The 18,054-nt window shown below is 59.3% G+C and carries 10 protein-coding genes; 5 read left to right on the forward strand and 5 right to left on the reverse strand.

Annotated features, from left to right (window positions below; all coding sequences use genetic code 11):
• The 4 genes from dnaA to G3N99_RS06770 all read left to right on the forward strand — a co-directional run.
• The coding region (gene dnaA / locus G3N99_RS06755) for a chromosomal replication initiator protein DnaA (protein ID WP_206121988.1) at positions 1-1,095 on the forward strand (1,095 nt) is incomplete at its 5' end.
• Between the two features lie 168 nt (positions 1,096-1,263).
• Positions 1,264-2,370 (forward strand): DNA polymerase III subunit beta, encoded by a 1,107-nt coding sequence (dnaN, locus tag G3N99_RS06760; RefSeq protein WP_039364632.1) that lies wholly within the window; start codon positions 1,264-1,266, stop codon positions 2,368-2,370.
• 192 nt (positions 2,371-2,562) lie between these two features.
• On the forward strand, positions 2,563-5,037 hold the full coding sequence (gyrB, locus tag G3N99_RS06765; RefSeq protein ID WP_206121989.1) for a DNA topoisomerase (ATP-hydrolyzing) subunit B: 2,475 nt from the start codon (positions 2,563-2,565) through the stop codon (positions 5,035-5,037).
• A gap of 483 nt (positions 5,038-5,520) precedes the next feature.
• Positions 5,521-6,003, forward strand: coding sequence for a DUF488 domain-containing protein (locus G3N99_RS06770; protein ID WP_206121990.1), 483 nt, complete (start codon positions 5,521-5,523; stop codon positions 6,001-6,003).
• On the opposite strand, the gene G3N99_RS06775 is transcribed toward G3N99_RS06770, so the two are convergent.
• The 5 genes from G3N99_RS06775 to G3N99_RS06795 all read right to left on the reverse strand — a co-directional run bounded on the left by G3N99_RS06775 (position 5,960) and on the right by G3N99_RS06795 (position 14,599).
• Positions 5,960-6,649 (reverse strand): hypothetical protein, encoded by a 690-nt coding sequence (locus G3N99_RS06775; protein ID WP_241011516.1) that lies wholly within the window; start codon positions 6,647-6,649, stop codon positions 5,960-5,962. The two genes, G3N99_RS06770 and G3N99_RS06775, sit on opposite strands and share 44 nt — an antisense overlap.
• 172 nt (positions 6,650-6,821) lie before the next feature.
• A complete protein-coding gene (locus G3N99_RS06780) occupies positions 6,822-9,536 on the reverse strand; it encodes a TnsA endonuclease N-terminal domain-containing protein (protein ID WP_206121992.1) in 2,715 nt (904 codons plus the stop codon).
• Complete coding sequence (locus G3N99_RS06785) at positions 9,526-11,469, reverse strand: site-specific DNA-methyltransferase (protein WP_206121993.1); 1,944 nt, start codon at positions 11,467-11,469, stop codon at positions 9,526-9,528. Before G3N99_RS06785 ends, G3N99_RS06780 begins: the two co-directional genes overlap by 11 nt.
• Positions 11,469-14,390 carry an ATP-dependent DNA helicase gene (locus G3N99_RS06790; RefSeq protein ID WP_206121994.1) on the reverse strand — a complete coding sequence of 974 codons (2,922 nt, stop codon included), beginning with the start codon at positions 14,388-14,390 and terminating at the stop codon, positions 11,469-11,471. The genes G3N99_RS06785 and G3N99_RS06790 overlap by 1 nt, the downstream gene beginning before the upstream one ends.
• Positions 14,387-14,599 (reverse strand): helix-turn-helix domain-containing protein, encoded by a 213-nt coding sequence (locus tag G3N99_RS06795; protein ID WP_206121995.1) that lies wholly within the window; start codon positions 14,597-14,599, stop codon positions 14,387-14,389. Before G3N99_RS06795 ends, G3N99_RS06790 begins: the two co-directional genes overlap by 4 nt.
• A 123-nt stretch (positions 14,600-14,722) precedes the next feature.
• On the opposite strand from G3N99_RS06795, the gene G3N99_RS42525 reads away from it, so the two are divergent.
• Positions 14,723-18,004 (forward strand): DUF3883 domain-containing protein, encoded by a 3,282-nt coding sequence (locus tag G3N99_RS42525; RefSeq protein WP_206121996.1) that lies wholly within the window; start codon positions 14,723-14,725, stop codon positions 18,002-18,004.
• The last annotated feature ends 50 nt before the right edge of the window (positions 18,005-18,054 follow it).

Here is an 18,054-nt window from a genome sequence, read left to right on the forward strand (position 1 = left end):
GCCGGCCGCCGCACGTGGCGTCCGGGCCCGGGCGCCGCGCCCGCCGCCGGTGGTGAATCCGATTCGATGTACGAGCGCTCGAAGCTGAACCCCGTGCTCACGTTCGACAACTTCGTGACCGGTAAGGCGAACCAGTTGGCGCGCGCCGCCGCGATCCAGGTCGCGGACAACCCGGGCATCTCGTACAACCCGCTGTTCCTGTACGGCGGCGTCGGCCTCGGCAAGACTCACCTGATCCACGCGATCGGCAACCAGCTGCTGCTCGACAAGGCCGGCGCGCGGATCCGCTACATCCACGCGGAGCAATACGTGTCCGACGTGGTGAAGGCGTACCAGCGCAAGGCGTTCGACGACTTCAAGCGCTACTACCACTCGCTCGACCTGCTGCTGATCGACGATATTCAGTTCTTCTCCGGCAAGTCGCGCACGCAAGAGGAATTCTTCTACGCGTTCGAGGCGCTGGTCGCGAACAAGGCGCAGGTGATCATCACCAGCGATACGTATCCGAAGGAGATTTCGGGGATCGACGATCGCCTGATCTCGCGCTTCGACTCGGGCCTCACCGTCGCGATCGAGCCGCCCGAGCTGGAAATGCGCGTCGCGATCCTGATGCGCAAGGCGCAGTCGGAAGGCGTGAACCTGTCGGAGGACGTCGCGTTCTTCGTCGCGAAGCACCTGCGCTCGAACGTGCGCGAACTCGAAGGCGCGCTGCGCAAGATCCTCGCGTATTCGAAGTTCCACGGCCGCGAGATCTCGATCGAGCTGACCAAGGAAGCGCTGAAGGACCTGCTGACCGTGCAGAACCGGCAGATTTCGGTCGAGAACATCCAGAAGACCGTCGCCGACTTCTACAACATCAAGGTCGCGGATATGTACTCGAAGAAGCGTCCCGCGAACATCGCGCGGCCGCGGCAGATCGCGATGTATCTCGCGAAGGAACTCACGCAGAAGAGCCTGCCGGAAATCGGCGAGCTGTTCGGCGGGCGCGACCACACCACCGTGCTGCACGCGGTGCGCAAGATCGCCGACGAACGCAGCAAGGACGCGCAGCTCAACCACGAGCTGCACGTGCTGGAACAGACGCTGAAGGGCTGAGCGCGCGGCGCGCTTGATAATTCGGCCTCCGCCCCAATTTAAGGGGGGCGGTTCGGTTTTGAGGCACAATACTGGTTTGACCGCCCCGGTGGTGGCGGGCCAAGAGCCCGGCCGGCGGGGCGCTGCGAGGCTGCTGCGCTGCAGGCCGTTACTCAACGAAGGAACTCTATGCAACTGGTCAAGACCGAACGAGACACCCTCCTCAGGCCGCTGCAAACGGTCAGCGGCATCGTCGAACGCCGCCATACGTTGCCGATCCTCGCCAACCTGCTGATCACCAAGAACGGCTCGGACGTTTCGTTCCTGTCGACCGACCTGGAGCTGCAGATCACCACGCGCGCCGATTTCGGCGTCGGCGGCGACCAGGTCGCGACCACCGTCGCGGCGCGCAAGCTGCTCGACATCCTGCGCGCGATGCCTGACGGCCAGGTCACGCTGTCGCTCGCCGACAAGCGCCTCACCGTTCAATCCGGCAAGAGCCGTTTCGCACTCCAGACGCTGGCGGCCGACGAGTTCCCGACCGTCGCGCAGGCGAAGGATTTCGGCGCAACGCTGACCGTCCCGCAGAAGTCGTTCCGCCAGCTGCTCGGCATGGTGCACTTCGCGATGGCGCAGCAGGACATCCGCTACTACTTGAACGGCATGCTGCTCGTCGTCGACGGCGACCAACTGATGGCCGTGGCCACCGACGGCCACCGCCTCGCGTTCTCGTCGATGAAGCTCGAAGGCGGCACGTTCGGCCGCCAGGAAGTCATCGTGCCGCGCAAGACGATTCTCGAGCTGCAACGCCTGCTCGAAGACATCGATGACACCGTCACCATCGACATCGCGCAAACCCAGGCCAAGTTCACGTTCGGCCAGGTCGAGCTCGTGTCGAAACTCGTCGAGGGCAAATTCCCCGACTTCCAGCGCGTGATTCCGAAGGCGCACAAGAACACGTTCGAGATCGGCCGTGAAGAACTGCAGCGTTCGCTGCAGCGCGCGGCGATTCTGACCTCGGACAAGTTCAAGGGCGTGCGCTGCATCATCGCGCCGGGCCAGCTGAAGATCATGTCGACCAACGCCGATCAGGAAGAGGCGCAGGAAGAACTGGAAATCGCCTACCAGGGCGATACCGTCGACATCGGCTTCAACGTCACGTATCTGCTCGACGTGCTCGCGAACCTGAAGGTCGACACCGTGCAGGTGAGCCTCGGCGACGCCAGCTCGAGCGCGCTGATTACCGTGCCCGAGAACGACGAGTTCAAGTATGTCGTGATGCCGATGCGCATCTGACGCGCGCGACATCACGACACACACCAGGGGGCGGCAAGCCCCTTTGGCGTTTTTATGGCGAACCGACAACCCGTCCCTTTGGTGCCCTAACGGCGCCTCGGACGGGCCAGGAAAACTGGAGCGGCCCGGCGTTTTCGCAAGGAAACGCACCATGCCGCCGCTTGAGTGGCCTCGCAGAACCGGAAGATATCCATGAGTGAACAGCACAATCCGCAACCCGATAACAGCAGCTACGGCGCTTCGTCGATCCAGATCCTCGAAGGTCTGGAAGCGGTGCGCAAGCGCCCCGGGATGTACATCGGCGACACGTCGGACGGCACCGGTCTGCATCACCTCGTGTTCGAGGTGCTCGACAACTCGATCGACGAAGCGTTGGCCGGGTACTGCAACGACATCCACGTGACGATTCACGCCGACAACTCGATTTCCGTGACCGACAACGGCCGCGGGATTCCGACCGACGTGAAGATGAACGACAAGCACGAGCCGAAGCGCAGCGCTGCCGAAATCGTGATGACCGAGCTGCATGCCGGCGGCAAGTTCGACCAGAACAGCTACAAGGTGTCCGGTGGCCTGCACGGCGTGGGTGTGTCGTGCGTGAACGCGCTGTCGAGCTGGCTGCGCCTCACGGTGCGCCGTGATGGCAAGAAGCGGTTCATGGAGTTCCATCGTGGCGTCGCGCAGGAGCGCGTGCTCGAGATGGTCGATGGTGTCGAAGTGTCGCCGATGCTGGTGACGGGTGACACCGAGAACCGCGGCACCGAAGTGCACTTCATGGCCGATCCGACGATTTTCGGGACGGTCGAGTATCACTACGACATCCTCGCGAAGCGGATGCGCGAGCTTTCGTTCCTGAACAACGGTGTGCGGATTCGCCTCACCGATCTTCGTTCGGGCAAGGAAGACGATTTCGCGTTCGCCGGCGGCGTGAAGGGTTTCGTCGAGTACATCAACAAGACGAAGACCAACCTGCACCCGACGGTGTTCTTCGCCACCGGCGAGAAGGATGGCGTGGGCGTCGAAGTCGCGATGCAGTGGAACGACAGCTACAACGAAAACGTGCTGTGTTTCACGAACAACATTCCGCAGCGCGACGGCGGCACGCACTTGACTGGCCTGCGCGCCGCGATGACGCGCGTCATCAACAAGTACATCACCGACAACGAAATCGCGAAGAAGGCGAAGGTCGAGACGACCGGCGACGACATGCGCGAAGGGCTGTCGTGCGTGCTCTCCGTGAAGGTGCCGGAGCCGAAGTTCAGCTCGCAGACGAAGGACAAGCTGGTTTCTTCCGAGGTTCGTGCGCCGGTTGAAGAAGTTGTGGCGAAGGCGCTGGAAGAATTCCTTTTGGAAACGCCGATCGACGCGAAGATCATCTGCGGGAAGATCGTCGAAGCGGCTCGTGCGCGCGATGCTGCGCGGAAGGCGCGTGAGATGACGCGCCGCAAGGGCGTGCTCGACGGCGTCGGCCTGCCCGGCAAGCTCGCGGACTGCCAGGAGAAAGACCCGGCGAAGTGCGAAATCTACATCGTAGAGGGTGACTCGGCAGGTGGTTCGGCGAAGCAAGGGCGTGACCGGAAGTTCCAGGCAATCCTGCCGCTGCGCGGCAAGGTGCTGAACGTCGAGAAGGCTCGCTACGACAAACTGCTGTCGTCGGAACAGATCGTCACGCTCGTGACCGCGCTTGGGTGCGGGATCGGCAAGGAAGACTACAACCTCGACAAGCTGCGCTATCACCGCATCATCATCATGACCGACGCGGACGTCGACGGTGCGCACATCCGGACGCTGCTGCTCACGTTCCTCTATCGCCAGATGCCGGACATGATCGAGCGCGGGTACGTGTATATCGCGCAGCCGCCGCTTTACAAGATCAAGGCGGGCAAGGACGAGCGTTATCTGAAGGATGACGTGGAGCTCAACGCGCATATGCTGCGGTTGGCGCTGCAAGGGTCGGAGCTGGTGCCTGGTGAGAACGCAGCCGTGATTTCGGGCGATGCGCTTGGAGAGCTGGCGCGGTCGTATCTGCTGTCGAAGAGCGTGATCGAGCGGTTGAGCCGGTTGTATGACCCGGCCGCGCTTGAAGCGATCATGGACGGGGTGGTGATTGATCTTTCCAACGAGGCTTCGACGGAGGCTTCGGCTAAGGCGCTGCATGCTGCGTTGCATGATGAAGCGCTGAAGAACGAAGTTCGTGTCGTGCCTTCGTATGACCCGGTTCGCGAACAGCGGTCGCTGCATGTCGAGCGTACGCATCACGGCAACGTGCGGGTTTCGGTCATCGACCAGGAATTCCAGCACACGGCGGATTATCAGCAGCTCGTGACCACCGCGAATACGTTCAAGGGGCTGATTGGGGAAGGTGCGGTCATCAAGCGTGGTGAGCGCAGCATGGCTGTGACGGACTTCAAGAGCGCGATGAAGTGGCTGCTGGCGGATGCAGAGCGGAACGTTTCGAAGCAGCGGTATAAGGGGCTCGGCGAGATGAACCCCGGGCAGCTGTGGGAAACGACGATGGATCCGGCGGTGCGGCGACTGCTGCGCGTGCAGATCGAAGACGCGATTGCGGCGGATGGGATCTTTACTACCCTCATGGGGGATGATGTGGAGCCGCGGCGGGCGTTTATCGAGTCGAATGCGTTGCGAGCGGGGAATATTGACGTTTGAATTTTCTCGTAGGCGTAGGGCGCCAGAGTAAGTGCGACTGGCGCCAAAGTTTTGCGACTGGACGACGAAGTTGATGCGACTGGCCTACTGTTGAACGTCACGATGAGGGAATTTCCCGAAGGCGTTTGGCGCGCGTCCGCCTAACTCGGCGCACAAATGCTCTGATGGGCTTGGAAGGGCGCGCCCCCAAGGTGGGAAACTCTGTGAAGGTCGAAAATCCTATCCTCCCCAACTCCACCAATTGCAAAAAACCAACCGCTCTCGGTTGGTTTTTTGCCTTTTTCTCCCAGGTATTGACGCGGATTCCGGGCCCAACCTGGCGAGCATCACCCGTGTGAACCTAGAGCACCCCCTCCCGACACCTCCAGTCATCGCCTAATGACTGTGGGGCGCTGTACATTGCTGCCAAGACAGGGGGCATTGCGACCGCCGTGACGGGTGGTGCATCGTCCGTTAAAATCGCCGCTTTAGAGGGGCTCAAGTATGACCGTTTTCACCATAGGCTACGAAGGACTGGACATTGACGCGTTCATGTCGTTGCTCGCTGAGCACGGCATCGACACCGTCGTGGACATCCGCGAGCTGCCCCTGTCGCGCAAACCCGGATTTTCGAAGAAGGCGCTGGCCAGCGCGTTGAATCTCTCAGGCCTCGAGTACGTCCATATGGTTGACTTGGGCTGCCCAAAGATGGTACGCAACCGTTATCGTGAGGATGGTAACTGGAAGCGCTACACCGAGGGTTTCCTGAAGCATCTCAAGACGCAAGAGACCGCGATCGCCGATCTGTCGGAGTTAGCGAGTACGTCGAACTGCGCGCTACTGTGCTATGAGGCCGACTTCAACTTCTGCCACCGGTCGATAGTGGCCAATGCCGTGCGTGACTATTGCGGCGCGGACGTCGAACACATCAACGCTGCAGGCGCTAAAACAACAAACCCTGCCCCACTTCGACTTGCTTTCGCTTAGGCGGATAAACCAAACTGATGATCAGCCACTGGTCTTGGAACCGGTGCTGATTGCCCATCAGGAACATTAAATCCTTTCCACCGAGCGATTCTTCCAGCTTGGCACGGAACGGTGCTTCCCAAGTGACGCCGTGGCTACGGCGGCAGTTCCAAAACAACGCGCCAGCCTCCCAGTCGACGAGCTTGTGTTTGTGCTCCTTTTCGCCCTCCGGCGTATCACACACATACCGATAGTAGAAGTCGAACGGTACCTTGCGAAGCCCCACCACCTGCCGTTTCGCCTCGGCCTCGGAAAAGAGATCGCCCTGCATCTGCTCACGCATCAGCTTCTCTTTTTCCTCCTCCGTCCACTCCTGGTTTCTGGCATTGGTGATTTCGAGACCGAGCAACCTCTTTGGGCGCAGTAATGCAATCGACAAGCTATCGCCAAGCCGTCCAGCTTCGACGGCATCAAAGCTGTCGAAGGTCGGGATCTTGCCCAACCATTCCCAACGGGCGGCCCACTCCTTCTTGGTGTCTATCACGTCCCCACAGCTGATCGTGTCGACGTAGAGCTTGTGGCTCTCAGGCCGATGATCCTTGTTGGCTTTCTCGACTCTGACTTCGATCCACTGCCATTTTTTGAACTGCTGGCCTTCTTCGATCATCCTGAATGGCACAGGGTACAAGCGGCGCATTGAGCCGTCCTGGCTTATGCCTGCCACGCAGGACGTCTCAACATACTGGGCACTGGGCGAGGGGTATGTCTTCGCCAAGATCAAAATACGCTCTATTCGACCCAACGCCATAGTTATCCCCCTCGCTTTTTCTTCGGTGACCTTACATCAGAACCCGATAGTGTCGCTTGTCCGCATCGGACGACTTGAGGATACGGTACTCCATCCCGCTGGCCACCGCGATCTGCTGAGCGAAGTCCTTCTTGGCTTGCACCACGGCGTCCTCGATCTGGTTGTCGGCCTTCACCTCGACAATGACATACTTCAGACTACCATCCAGCTCTTCTCGCTGGAAGATAAAGTCGGGGAAGTAACTACGCACGGTACGCGAGTCTGGGTCGATGTATTGGATGAAGAAATCAGACTGGCCGTGGGTCAACATTCCAGTGAAGTAGATTTTCCTCACCCGCTGCTCACGCAGCAGGTCCCAGAACAGCCAGTTCTCCGAGCCGGAGTCAAAGCAGTAGGTGTCGAGGTGGAAGCTCTTCGCGCGCTCCTCGTCCTTGATCTGCGCGTCATTCATCCGGACGATCTTGTCCTTGGCAGCCGACACCTCGTAGTAGCCGTTCGGGGGCATCTTAATCAGATCGACTTCATGCTCCTCAGTTTGCTGCGACTCGTCAAGGTCGTAAAGCTGGCGGAACAGGCGCGGGATGATCTCGTCATATAGCAGCTCGTTGAATTCGTTGGTTATCGCCACCAGCTCGTCAACGCCTTCCTTCGTCGAGTCCAGCAGTTCCTCAATGTCGAGTGGCCGTAGATTGAGGTAGCGGGACGCCTCCGCCACCAGCGTCATCCGTGAGAAGATCCGCTTTTCGCGGCGCTCGGTCAGGTCGAAGGTGCGGCTGCCCGACGCGCGTGCGGCGTCGGCGGCGGTCAAACCCTCCTGCTGCGTTTCGATTAGCCGATACCTCTCAACTAACTCCGCCCACTTCTCTCGGCTAGAGCGTTCAGGGATCAGTTCCTGCCCAGGAACAAGTTGCTTTTCGCGCATCTGGTATTGCTTGCGCACGCGCACGAGCTTAATCTTAACCGGCGGCTCCACTACGCGCACTTCCACGCGCTCCTTGTCGCTGCCCGTCTTTTGCAGCTCGTCGGCGCTGATGCGGAAGTTCTGTTGTAACTCGTCGTTCAGGGTATTGAGGTTGTCGTTCGAGAGGAAGACATGGCCGGTGTGCTGGGCCTCTCCGATGGCGCGCAGGCAGCGCATCGTGGCTTGCAGCACGAACACCTTGGACTTCGGCTCGCGGAACAGGCCAACGCCGAACAGCGAGCGGCAGTTCCAGCCTTCTCGCCCCTTATTGACCAGCAAGACGAATTGCTTTTCCGAGCCTTCGGTATCGAGCCGATTGAACTCGCGGATGTCGTCGTTGGTGGTGAGCTTGTCGTCACCCACGTTAACCAGAATGCGCGAGGTCGGGATACCGTGCTTGATAAGTGCGCGCTCAACCGCCGGTTTCAGCTCGCTGGTCAGCTCATCGATTGTGGCGGCAAAGAAGGCCAGTTTGGGCAGTAGACCTTCCGGGCGCAGTGTGCCGGATTCCTTCAGGAAGGCTTCGACAGCGATGTCTACGAACTCCTCGGTGCGAGTGTTGCTGTAGCCGTGCAGCAGCACTTTCTTCAAGAAGCCCTTGTCGACTGCTTCCTTCAAGCCGTAGGCATACACCACCTCCGGTAACACCTCACGCCCGACGTAGGGCGTACCTGTGTAGTTGTAGCAAGCCACCACGCGCGTGCCCGCCGCGTTGAGGCTGGCGGCGAGGATGTCAATGGTTGTGCGTAGGCTGGTGTCCGTCTCCTTCGCACCGACGCCCATGTCCTTGGCGAGCGCCTTGCCAAAGGCGTGATGAGCCTCGTCCACGTAGATTCCCAACTGCTCCAGACGGCGCAGCTTCTCGAACCGCTGGTTGGTGGTCAGTTCGCCCTCTTCTTCCGGCTGATCGAAGTTGTAGAGGTCAACGGCATCGGCATAGACGCCGGTGACCGCGAGCGTGTCGGCAGTAGCGCCAAACAGCTTGTCAATGGAAGTCCTTTCCTTGTGCTGGCGCTTGAGGATGATCTTCTGTGTGTTGGAAACGATGATGTTGAAGCGCGAGCGATCCAACGTGTCCAGGGACGTACCTGCTTCTTCAAGGTAGTGGAAACGCAGGTGCGTGGTTAGGAAGTTGACGTACTCCGGCGGCACCACGCGGGTCAGGTCGAACGCTTCGATCTCCTTCAGCGATTGCAGCACCGTCTTGTCCGGCGCGAACACCAGGGCGTTGTGACAGTAGCGCGCATCCTTCTCGAACTTGTTGCCCAGCAGGAACTCGTAGAAGATGCAGGTCGCCATCAAGATGGTTTTGCCGGTCCCCATCGTCAACGCGAAGATGTAATTCGGGTAGGCACGCGAGTTCTTGCGCATCTTCTCAAACAGCACCTTGTACGAGCTCAGTTCCAGCTCGTCCGTCTCGCCGAACTGGAACATCTCTTGCCCTGCGGTTCCGAGGAAGGAACCGAACTTGCGCCCCTCGAACTTGCCGCTACGCTCATACCATGCCTTGAAGACCTCCTCGACCTTGGAGTTACCCAGAAATTCTTTCAGAAAAATGTAGGTCTCCAGCGCCTCGAACTGCGGCTGGCGGAGGAAAGCCTTCGGGTTGCGCTCCGGATTATTGAAGTCGAGGAACTTGCGCGTCAGCTCCTTGTAGTTCTGGCGGACCACACTTCGGTTGTCCTTGTAGAACTGCCACAGAAAGCGGAAGAAGGCGAAATCTAATGATGCACCCGAGCTGGCCACCTTGCCGTTGCCATTAACTACCAAGCGTTTAGTGGCCATTGCTGACGCTCCCTTCCCACGATTCTGAAAGCAAATCGGTGATCTTCACGCGAATGGTCCCGGCGTCCTCTGGCACCTTGTACTCGCCGTTGACCAGTTCATTCTTGCCTGGAATGTCCACCACCGCCGGTTGCAGCACCGCACCGTCGTAGTTCCAGTCGATCAGCACCGATTCGACTAGTTCCTTCCAGTCCTCGACTGACTCCTTCTGGAGCGAGAGCTTTTGCAGCAGGTTCATCGGGTAGAACTTCTCGATGACCAGCTTGCCCTTCTTGATGGACACCTTGGCCTGCGAGTCTCGCTTGAACTCCAGATCGGCCTTGTCGCGTAGGATGTCCACCACATCCACGTCGATCTTGAAGGGCTTGGCGGCTAGTTCCAGTTGCGCGCGCAGGTCAGGCTCGTGGCCCATGCACACCAGGGCGATCTTCTCGACCGGGCGGTTAGGGTTTTCGTTCTGCTTGCGCTCCCACGCCTTGTAGTCGAAGCCCGCAATCAGCTCGTTCAGGTCGGCGCGCGTGGCGATTCGATTGACGGGCATGATTTTGACCATGCGCCCGTCCCTCTCGCCGTCGAATACGGTGCTGAACTCCAGCTTCTGCACTTCCAGCGCCTCGATCAGCAGTTCCTTGGCTTGGACGGGGTTGCGGAAGATGTCGTAGTGGTTGACGTTATGCAGTTCGAAGCCCGTGAAGTGCTTGGCCTCATCATCAAGTGGCGTCTGCCGCAAAACGTCGGCGACACCGATCAGCCGCTTTGCCGTCGTCTGAATTGCCCCCAGATTGATGTCCGCGCCGATAAAGCGGCGGCCAAGGCGCATCGCGGCCTCTTGCGTCGTGCCAGATCCCATAAAGCAATCAAACACGAGCGATCCGGCATCCGAGGATGCCTTGATGATGCGCTCTAGCAGATCAACGGGTTTCTGGGTTGGATAGTCGAGCCGGTCGCTAGCTTGCGAGTTGACCGGAAAGATGTCTGTCCAAACCGAATCCAGCGGGCGACCGTCCGATTCATCCAAGTAGCGAATAAGCCGTGGCCGCTTGGTTGTATCGTCGGGGTACCAGATGCGGCCTTGCGCATCCAGCTCAGTCATCTTTTCAACGCTGTATCGCCATCCATTCTCCGGCGGCTGAAACCCCTTCCAAACATAGGTCATGTTTGGCCGAGGATTCGGGCTTGTCATGTTGTCAAGCGTGTAGCGTCGTCCATCCTTGTCGACATTGTTGTATTTGCTGCTCAGGTAGTTTTCGCTGTGCTCTGTAAACTGCTTATTCCATGTGAATCGCTCCCCTCTCGTATAGAAGAACAGCGTGTCATGCACATGGTTGTAGGTTTTGGAGTCGGCCCTTGCCGCGGTACGCTTCCAAATGATCTCGTTCCGGAAATTCCCCGCTCCAAACACGTCATCCATGAGGCATTTGATGTAATGCCCACGGTTGGCGTCGCAATGGACATAGATTGAACCGTTGACTGTCAAAAGCTCGCGCAGCAGCACCAGTCGCTCATAAAGAAACTGAAGGTACTCGTCGTTGTTCCAGATGTCGCCGTACTGCTTTTCCTCGAACGAGCTCTGGTCGCCTTCCGCTAATCTGCCCTTGAGCTTGATGCGCTTCTTGTAATCCGCCTTCGAGTCAAACGGCGGGTCGATGTAGATCAGATCCACCTGGCCCCGGAACTCCTTGAGCAGATGGCTCATCACCTGCAGATTGTCGCCCCAGAAAATCTTGTTGCGCCACCCGTCCACCTCCTCGCCGTGGACTTCTTTCAACTGCGCCGGGTAATACTGCGTCGAGGTAAACGGGCGCTTGCCGCGCCAGTTCAACATCGGGTAGCCCTTGATCGGCTCGAACTCATACTTTGCGACGTTGGTCGCGCCACCGTCGGGCGTGGCAAATTGCAGGCTTTCCTGCGTGAGCGTGCTCGTCTTTGTCATTAGTTTGTGTTCCTGAATTTCCAATTCTTGTTGTCGCAGTAGACGCGCATGTCACAGTTCTGGCACAGCTTGGCCGGTCGCGCGACGATGCCGTAGTCCTGCCGCTCAATGCGCGCCACGATGTCATCGAAGCGCGCGATGGTCTTACCGATGGCGCGATCGTCCTTGTTGAACGAGACGTAGGGGTTGCCGCCGTCTTCGCCGGTGTAATACAGGTGCATCCGGCTGACCTTCTGGCCGGTGCGCTCCTCGACCAGATGCGCATACACCTCCAACTGGTGCTGGTACTGCCGAAGGCGATCCCGATCCTTCTCCATGTCGGGCTTCTTCTCCGACTTGAAGTCGATAATCTCGACCGTATCCTGCTCGCCCCGTATGAGGTCAACGCTGCCCTTGAGGATGTACTGATCCTTGACCAGCGAAATCTCGACCTCAGCCTCCTTGATGCGATCCCAGTTGCCGTTCTCGCGTTGGTAGTAGCGTAGGACATGCAGCAGCGCCGCCTGCTGCGACGACGGCGCGAGATACACACGCTCCTTCTTCGACAGCATGGCGTAGTTGGCCGAGAACCAGCCTTCAATGGCTTCACGGTTGAGGCTGCCCTCTTCGCCTCGCAGCACCGTCTTGTGGATGTCCTCGATGGTTTGATGCACCAGAGTACCGAACAGCATCGGGCTTTCACGGATGGGCGCGAACTCCAGTTCCTTGAAGAAGCGGTACTGCTCGGCGCAGTTCTCGAACACGGTGATGTGCGAGGTGAAGGAATATTCACGCTTGAGGTTGATCTGCTTGACCGCCTCGAAGTTCAGCGTCGAGAGGTCAATGTCACGCCAACTCGGCTGCTCGTAGAACAAACGCTCGAAGTATTTCGACGGCGACTTGCCCAAGCCCCGGCCCTGCCGCTCCTGCGCGGCCAGCACAAGCAGGTTCTGGGCTCGGGAGAACGCCGTGTAGAACAACCGCCAAAAGTCGAAATTCTTGATGTGGTCAAGCGGCTCGAAGCGCTCCTTGGAAAGGTAGCCCCCGTCTTCCAGCAGCACGTCGAGTTCGCCATACTGCTTCCGCGGTACCGCCTCCAGCGAGCCACAAACGACGACCGGAAACTCCAGCCCCTTCGACTGGTGGATGGTGAGGAACGACACGCAGCCCTTGGGCGCGTACTCGGCCTCATCCTCGTACTCGCCGATGCCACCGTCCACCAGGAAGCGCAGGAACTGGTTGAACAGGTCGCGGATGTTCTTTTCCAGCCACTCCGGGTTCAACACGCTGACGTAGTGCAGGTACTCGAACTTGGTGAGCAGCTTGGAGAAAGTCCCAAGGTTGCGTGCCGCGCGGCCCTTGTCCACGCCTTGCACTGCTTCGTCAGTGAGGAAGCGCGAGAACAACGGGAACTGGAGCAGTTGATAGAACAGGCCGGAGAAGGCGTAGTCAGTATTCTGCGTGAGCACGGCGTGGCGTTTGGCCAGCGGACGCGCCCAATCCAGCAGGGGCTTGTTCTCTGGCTTGCGCAGCTCCGCGGCGAAGACGGCGAAGCACTGGTGGTCGTAGTAGTCCCAGATGGGCAGCGTGACGCCTTCGGCCCAAGCCCGCACTTTGGGGAACTGTGGGAACAGGAAGATCAGCGCGCCGACCACCAGACGGACTTCCTCTCGCTCGAAGAACATGTTCGAGCGAGGCGAGAACACGGGTACGCCCTCGGTTTCGAGGAAGCGGGCCAGGGCAACCACCTTGTCGTTTTTGACAGAGCGGAACAGGAAGGCGACCTGATTCCAGTCCGACAAATGGTTCGATGCCTTCAGACCGTTGAGGAAGGCCAGCACCTCGGCGTGCCAATTGGTGGTTTCGTCCTTGTTGTCGGTAGCGGCCAGCCGCACCGCCGTAGGCACGTCGGGAAAGTCGTCCTCGCGCGGCACGATCTGCTTGGCGAAGCGGAACACGCGCGTGCCGTCGTCCCACGTCTGTTCGCGCATCCATTCGTTGTAGAAGCGAATGATGTCCGGGTGCGAGCGGTAGTTGACCGAGAGCGTGACGCGCTTGCACTGCTCCTCTGGAAACAGCGCAGGAAACTCCAGAATATTGCGGATGGTGGCCCCGCGAAAGCGGTACAAGCCCTGATCGTCGTCACCGACGACGCACAAATTACGGCGTTCGCCCGCCAGCAGCAGAAGGATGCGCTCCTGAATAGTGTTGGTGTCCTGGTACTCGTCCACCATCAAGTAGGTCAGTTTCTCGCGCAATTGCGCCAACACCTCTGGGTGCTTCTCCAACAGTTGCAGCGCCTCATACTGGATGCCGGAGAAGTCGAGCGAATTGTTCTCGTGCAGAAGTTCCTGATACTTTGCGAAGCACGCAGCAAGCGCACGGATTTCGACTTCGGGGGCCGCCGCGAGCGTGGCGATGTCGAGGGCTTCCTCACTGACCTTGTTGAGCCACTTGAGCAGATTCTCCGACTGCTTCCAGCGACCGGACTGGTCGTCGTCCATGACGAGCTGCGCGTCGGGCAGTTCACGGAAGTCCTTGATGCGCTGGTAGAGGAAGTATTGCTGGTCGAACTGGTCGAACAACGTGAAGCTGCGCCTAAGGCGCGTGAACTCGCGGAAATCTTCCAGCAGCCGCAGGCAGATCGAATGGAAGGTACCGAGGTACATCTCGTTCAGATTGAACTTGATATCCAGATCGGCCAGCCGGTTGGAAATACGGGTGGTCAGCTCACGCGCGGCCTTATCGGTGAAGGTGACGACAAACAGCGACTCCGGAGCGACACCTTTCTGTGTAATGAGGTAGACGATGCGCTCGACCAGCGTGAATGTCTTGCCAGAGCCTGGCCCGGCGATGATGAGCACCGGGCCGTCAGTAGCAAGGATAGCTTCGAGCTGCTGGGGGTTCGCCTTGGACTGGAGCCCGGTAGCACTGGAGGTCATTCCGCCCCCTCGTCGTCATCCACAATCGCCTTGCCGATGCGGCTGGCGATCCACTGATCCAGCTCACCGCGACGGAAACGCCAAGTGCCGCCGAGCTTGAACGCCGGCAGTTTGCCACTCGCTGCAAGGCGATAGACCGTACGCTTACCTGCCTTCAGATAAGCGGCAACCTCGTCAATCGTGAGGATTTCGTTCGGCTGGTCGGTCATTGGCTTTCCCCATATCATTTGCACCAAGCTTGGTTTGCTGTCATATTTTGTCATAATATTTCGCGATTTGGCAGACTTGGGCAAACTTGGCATCAAGTGGATGCCTTACCGATAGGGGCGGCGGTGGCATCGAATTACAAGGGAATCTGCGAGGAAAATCGGGAGAGCTACGGCACCAAAGGCGCTCAGAAATCGGGGAGGTTGGCAGCAGGACTGTACGACGACCGCACGCACTTCATTTTCGAATTGCTGCAAAACGCTGAAGACGCCCTCGGTCGGCGCAGCGACCGGTACGGGTCGCGCAAGGTGGCGTTCACGCTGACCCCAACGCGCCTAACGCTATCTCACTTCGGCAAACCGTTCGACGAAGCAGACGTCCGAAGTGTGTGTGACATCGCCGAGAGCACTAAGAATGAGTCCTCGATAGGCCGCTTTGGTCTTGGCTTTAAGTCTGTTTACACCGTCACCGATCTTCCGGAGATTCACTCTGGCGATGAGGACTTCACCATTGAGGGGTATGTATTCCCAAAACGGGCGGACCGCACGGCACGTGAGGCGGACGAAACGCAAATCATCCTACCCCTGAAGCCAGAGGACACGACCGCACCACCGGACATCACAGCAGGGTTCCGGCATCTGGGTCCCGGCGCGCTCCTGTTCCTTCGCCACATCGACGAGATCAACTGGAGCGTCGAAGGTGGCCCGTCCGGGTTCTATCTGCGCAACGCCCCGGAATCGCTCGGGCCCAACGTCCAACACGTCACCGTAATTGGTAAGGAAAGCGATCAAGCCGAAGTCGATCAGAACTGGCTGATATTCCACCGCAACGTGTTCTCCACCAACATGCGGATGGTCGGGCGAGTGGAAATCGCCTTCTCGCTGATTGCGGTGAAGGACTCGCCCGGCCGCTGGGCCGTACAGCCACTGGCCAAGTCGCCGTTGGTGGTCTTCTTTCCGACCGTGGTCGAAAGCCATCTCGGCTTTCTCGTGCAAGGGCCATATCGCACCACGCCCAGCCGGGACAACATTCCGCCCGCTGACCCATGGAACCAGCATCTGGTTCAGGAAACGGCGAGCCTGCTGGTGGAAGCGATGCGCTGGATGCGAGACAAAGCGATGCTGGATGTCTCTGCACTGCGTTGCCTGCCGCTTGACGGCGAGAAGTTTCCGCAAAGCTCGCGGTTTGCGCCGATGTTCGATGCCGTCCACGTGGCATTTCAGAGTGAGACGTTGCTTCCCACGTTCGACGGCGACTACGTGACCGCCCATCAGGCAAAACTGGCGCGCACGCAAGAGTTGCGTGAGCTGCTCAGCCCCAAACAGGTTGCGGAGCTGTTTGGCTTGGAGGCCGCCGCTTGGCTGTCTGGCGATATCACCCAGGACAAGGCACCCGAAATTCGCCAGTACCTTATGCGCGAACTTGATATCGACGAGATCACGCCGACAAAACTGGTGCCAAGCCTGACCAGGTCATTCCTCGAAACGCAACCCGACGAGTGGGTATTGCGGCTGTACGAGTTCCTGAGTGGCCAAGAGAAGGCGTTGCGTCGACATCTCGACACCGTTCCGCTCATCCGTCTCGAAGATGGCACCCACGTCGTCGCCCGCGAGAACGGTGAAACCAAGGCCTTCCTGCCCAGCACCATCGCCACCAGCTTCCCGACGATGCGCCGCGCAGTGTGCGCAACTCCCGAGGTGCGTCTTTTTCTCAGCTCATTGGGGATCACCGAACCCGACCCAGTGGATGATGTGATCTGGAACGTCCTGCCGAAATATCGGCTGGACGAAGTGGACGTGGACAGCGATGTCTACGCTGCCGACATCGAACGCATCCGTGCCGCCTTCGGCACCGATTCGACCGCGCAGAAGGAAAAGCTCCGTTCCGCCCTGCGTGATACCAACTTTGTGATGGTGGTGGACACCGGCGACGGTGAGGCCTATGTCGCCAAGCCAGGCGACATTTACATCGCCACCGACCGCCTGCAGCAGCTCTTCGCAGGCGTACCCGGCATCCTAATCGTCGACAACGAGTACGACTGTCTGCGCGGCGAAGACATCCGTGACCTACTGGTGTCATGCGGTGCAAGCCGCTACCTCATTCCACAAGCGACACCATCGAGACTGGGATACTCCGAGAAGGCACAGATCCGCAAAGAAACTGGTCTTGAGCGCGCGAGCTGGGAACACCAACCGGAAGACTTCACCATCCGCGGGCTCACACAGCTCCTAGACTTCTTGCCCACGCTGAAAGCCACAGAGGCAGCAGCCAGAGTGAAAGTGCTGTGGGAAGCGCTAACCGACCTCGAAGCACGCGGCACTGCCACATTCTACGGCTCCTACAAATGGGGCTATTCCCACGAGACAAAGACGGCCCGATTCGACGCCATCTTTATCCGGACGCTCAATCAAGTGGCTTGGGTGCCGAACGGCGATGGCGAACTGGTTCCCCCGGGCCTAGTGGTATTCGACACCCTTGGCTGGAAACCTAACCCCTTCCTGCTGACCAAAATAGCCTTCAAACCGCCAATCATCGATCAACTGGCGAAGGAAGCGGGCATCGATCCGGCGGCGCTCGATCTGCTGCGCAAGCTCGGCATCACTAACGTGGCCGATCTGACTTCCCGGCTCGGCATTACCAATCCACCATCTGAACCCGAACCATTGACAGACGCCGAGCCGGTGACCGACGCGCAATCCGACTGCGACGTATACGGCAACGCGAAAGATCTGTACGGCGACGACATGCCGGAAATCCCGCCTGGTACACCCGACCCTGATGGGGGCGACGGCGTAGGCAGTGACGCGCGACGTGGCAGCCAGGGCCAAACCGGCACTGGTAGTCCTGGCGGCAGCGGCCTAGGCAACGGAGGCACGCGCAGCGGCTCAGGTGGCCACAGCGTTTCGGGTGGCCAAGGCAACGGAAACGGCGGCAGCCATGGGAAGAGGATACCCGGCCAAACCGGAGGACGCCCCTTCATCTCCTACGTCGGTACACATCCAGACAATGATGAGCCAGATCCCGATGGCCTCGATCAAGCAGCGCGAATGCAAATCGAAGGGCATGCCATCGAATTAATCATTGGCCTTGAGCCAGCACTGCGTCGCACGCCCGACGGTAACCCTGGATTTGACCTCTATGAGACTGACAGCGGCGGCAAGCAGATTCGGTGGGTCGAAGTGAAGTCGATGACGGGCAGCCTGCAAGATCGGCCCGTGGGGCTGTCACACACGCAATTTGACTGCGCCCGCGAAAAACGCGACGCGTACTGGCTGTACATTGTCGAGTACGCGACAGATCCGACACAAGCGCGCGTGCTCAGGATTCAGAACCCCGTCGCACATGTGCGGACGTTCACGTTCGACCGTGGCTGGAGGGAGATTGCTCGGACGGAACCGCTAAGCTGATCGGCATCCCGACCAAGTCATCGAATCCATGCCGTCACCAGCAAACGGAC

This window comes from Burkholderia sp. Ac-20392, assembly GCF_017104585.1.
Lineage (GTDB): Bacteria > Pseudomonadota > Gammaproteobacteria > Burkholderiales > Burkholderiaceae > Burkholderia > Burkholderia lata.

Coding starts and splice junctions, on each gene's coding strand:
- G3N99_RS06780 (WP_206121992.1), bottom strand. CDS start 9,536: ATGGCCACTAAACGCTTGGTAGTTAATGGCAACGGCAAGGTGGCCAGC.
- dnaN (WP_039364632.1), top strand. CDS start 1,264: ATGCAACTGGTCAAGACCGAACGAGACACCCTCCTCAGGCCGCTGCAA.
- gyrB (WP_206121989.1), top strand. CDS start 2,563: ATGAGTGAACAGCACAATCCGCAACCCGATAACAGCAGCTACGGCGCT.
- G3N99_RS06785 (WP_206121993.1), bottom strand. CDS start 11,469: ATGACAAAGACGAGCACGCTCACGCAGGAAAGCCTGCAATTTGCCACG.
- G3N99_RS06770 (WP_206121990.1), top strand. CDS start 5,521: ATGACCGTTTTCACCATAGGCTACGAAGGACTGGACATTGACGCGTTC.
- G3N99_RS06790 (WP_206121994.1), bottom strand. CDS start 14,390: ATGACCTCCAGTGCTACCGGGCTCCAGTCCAAGGCGAACCCCCAGCAG.
- G3N99_RS06795 (WP_206121995.1), bottom strand. CDS start 14,599: ATGACCGACCAGCCGAACGAAATCCTCACGATTGACGAGGTTGCCGCT.
- G3N99_RS06775 (WP_241011516.1), bottom strand. CDS start 6,649: ATGATCGAAGAAGGCCAGCAGTTCAAAAAATGGCAGTGGATCGAAGTC.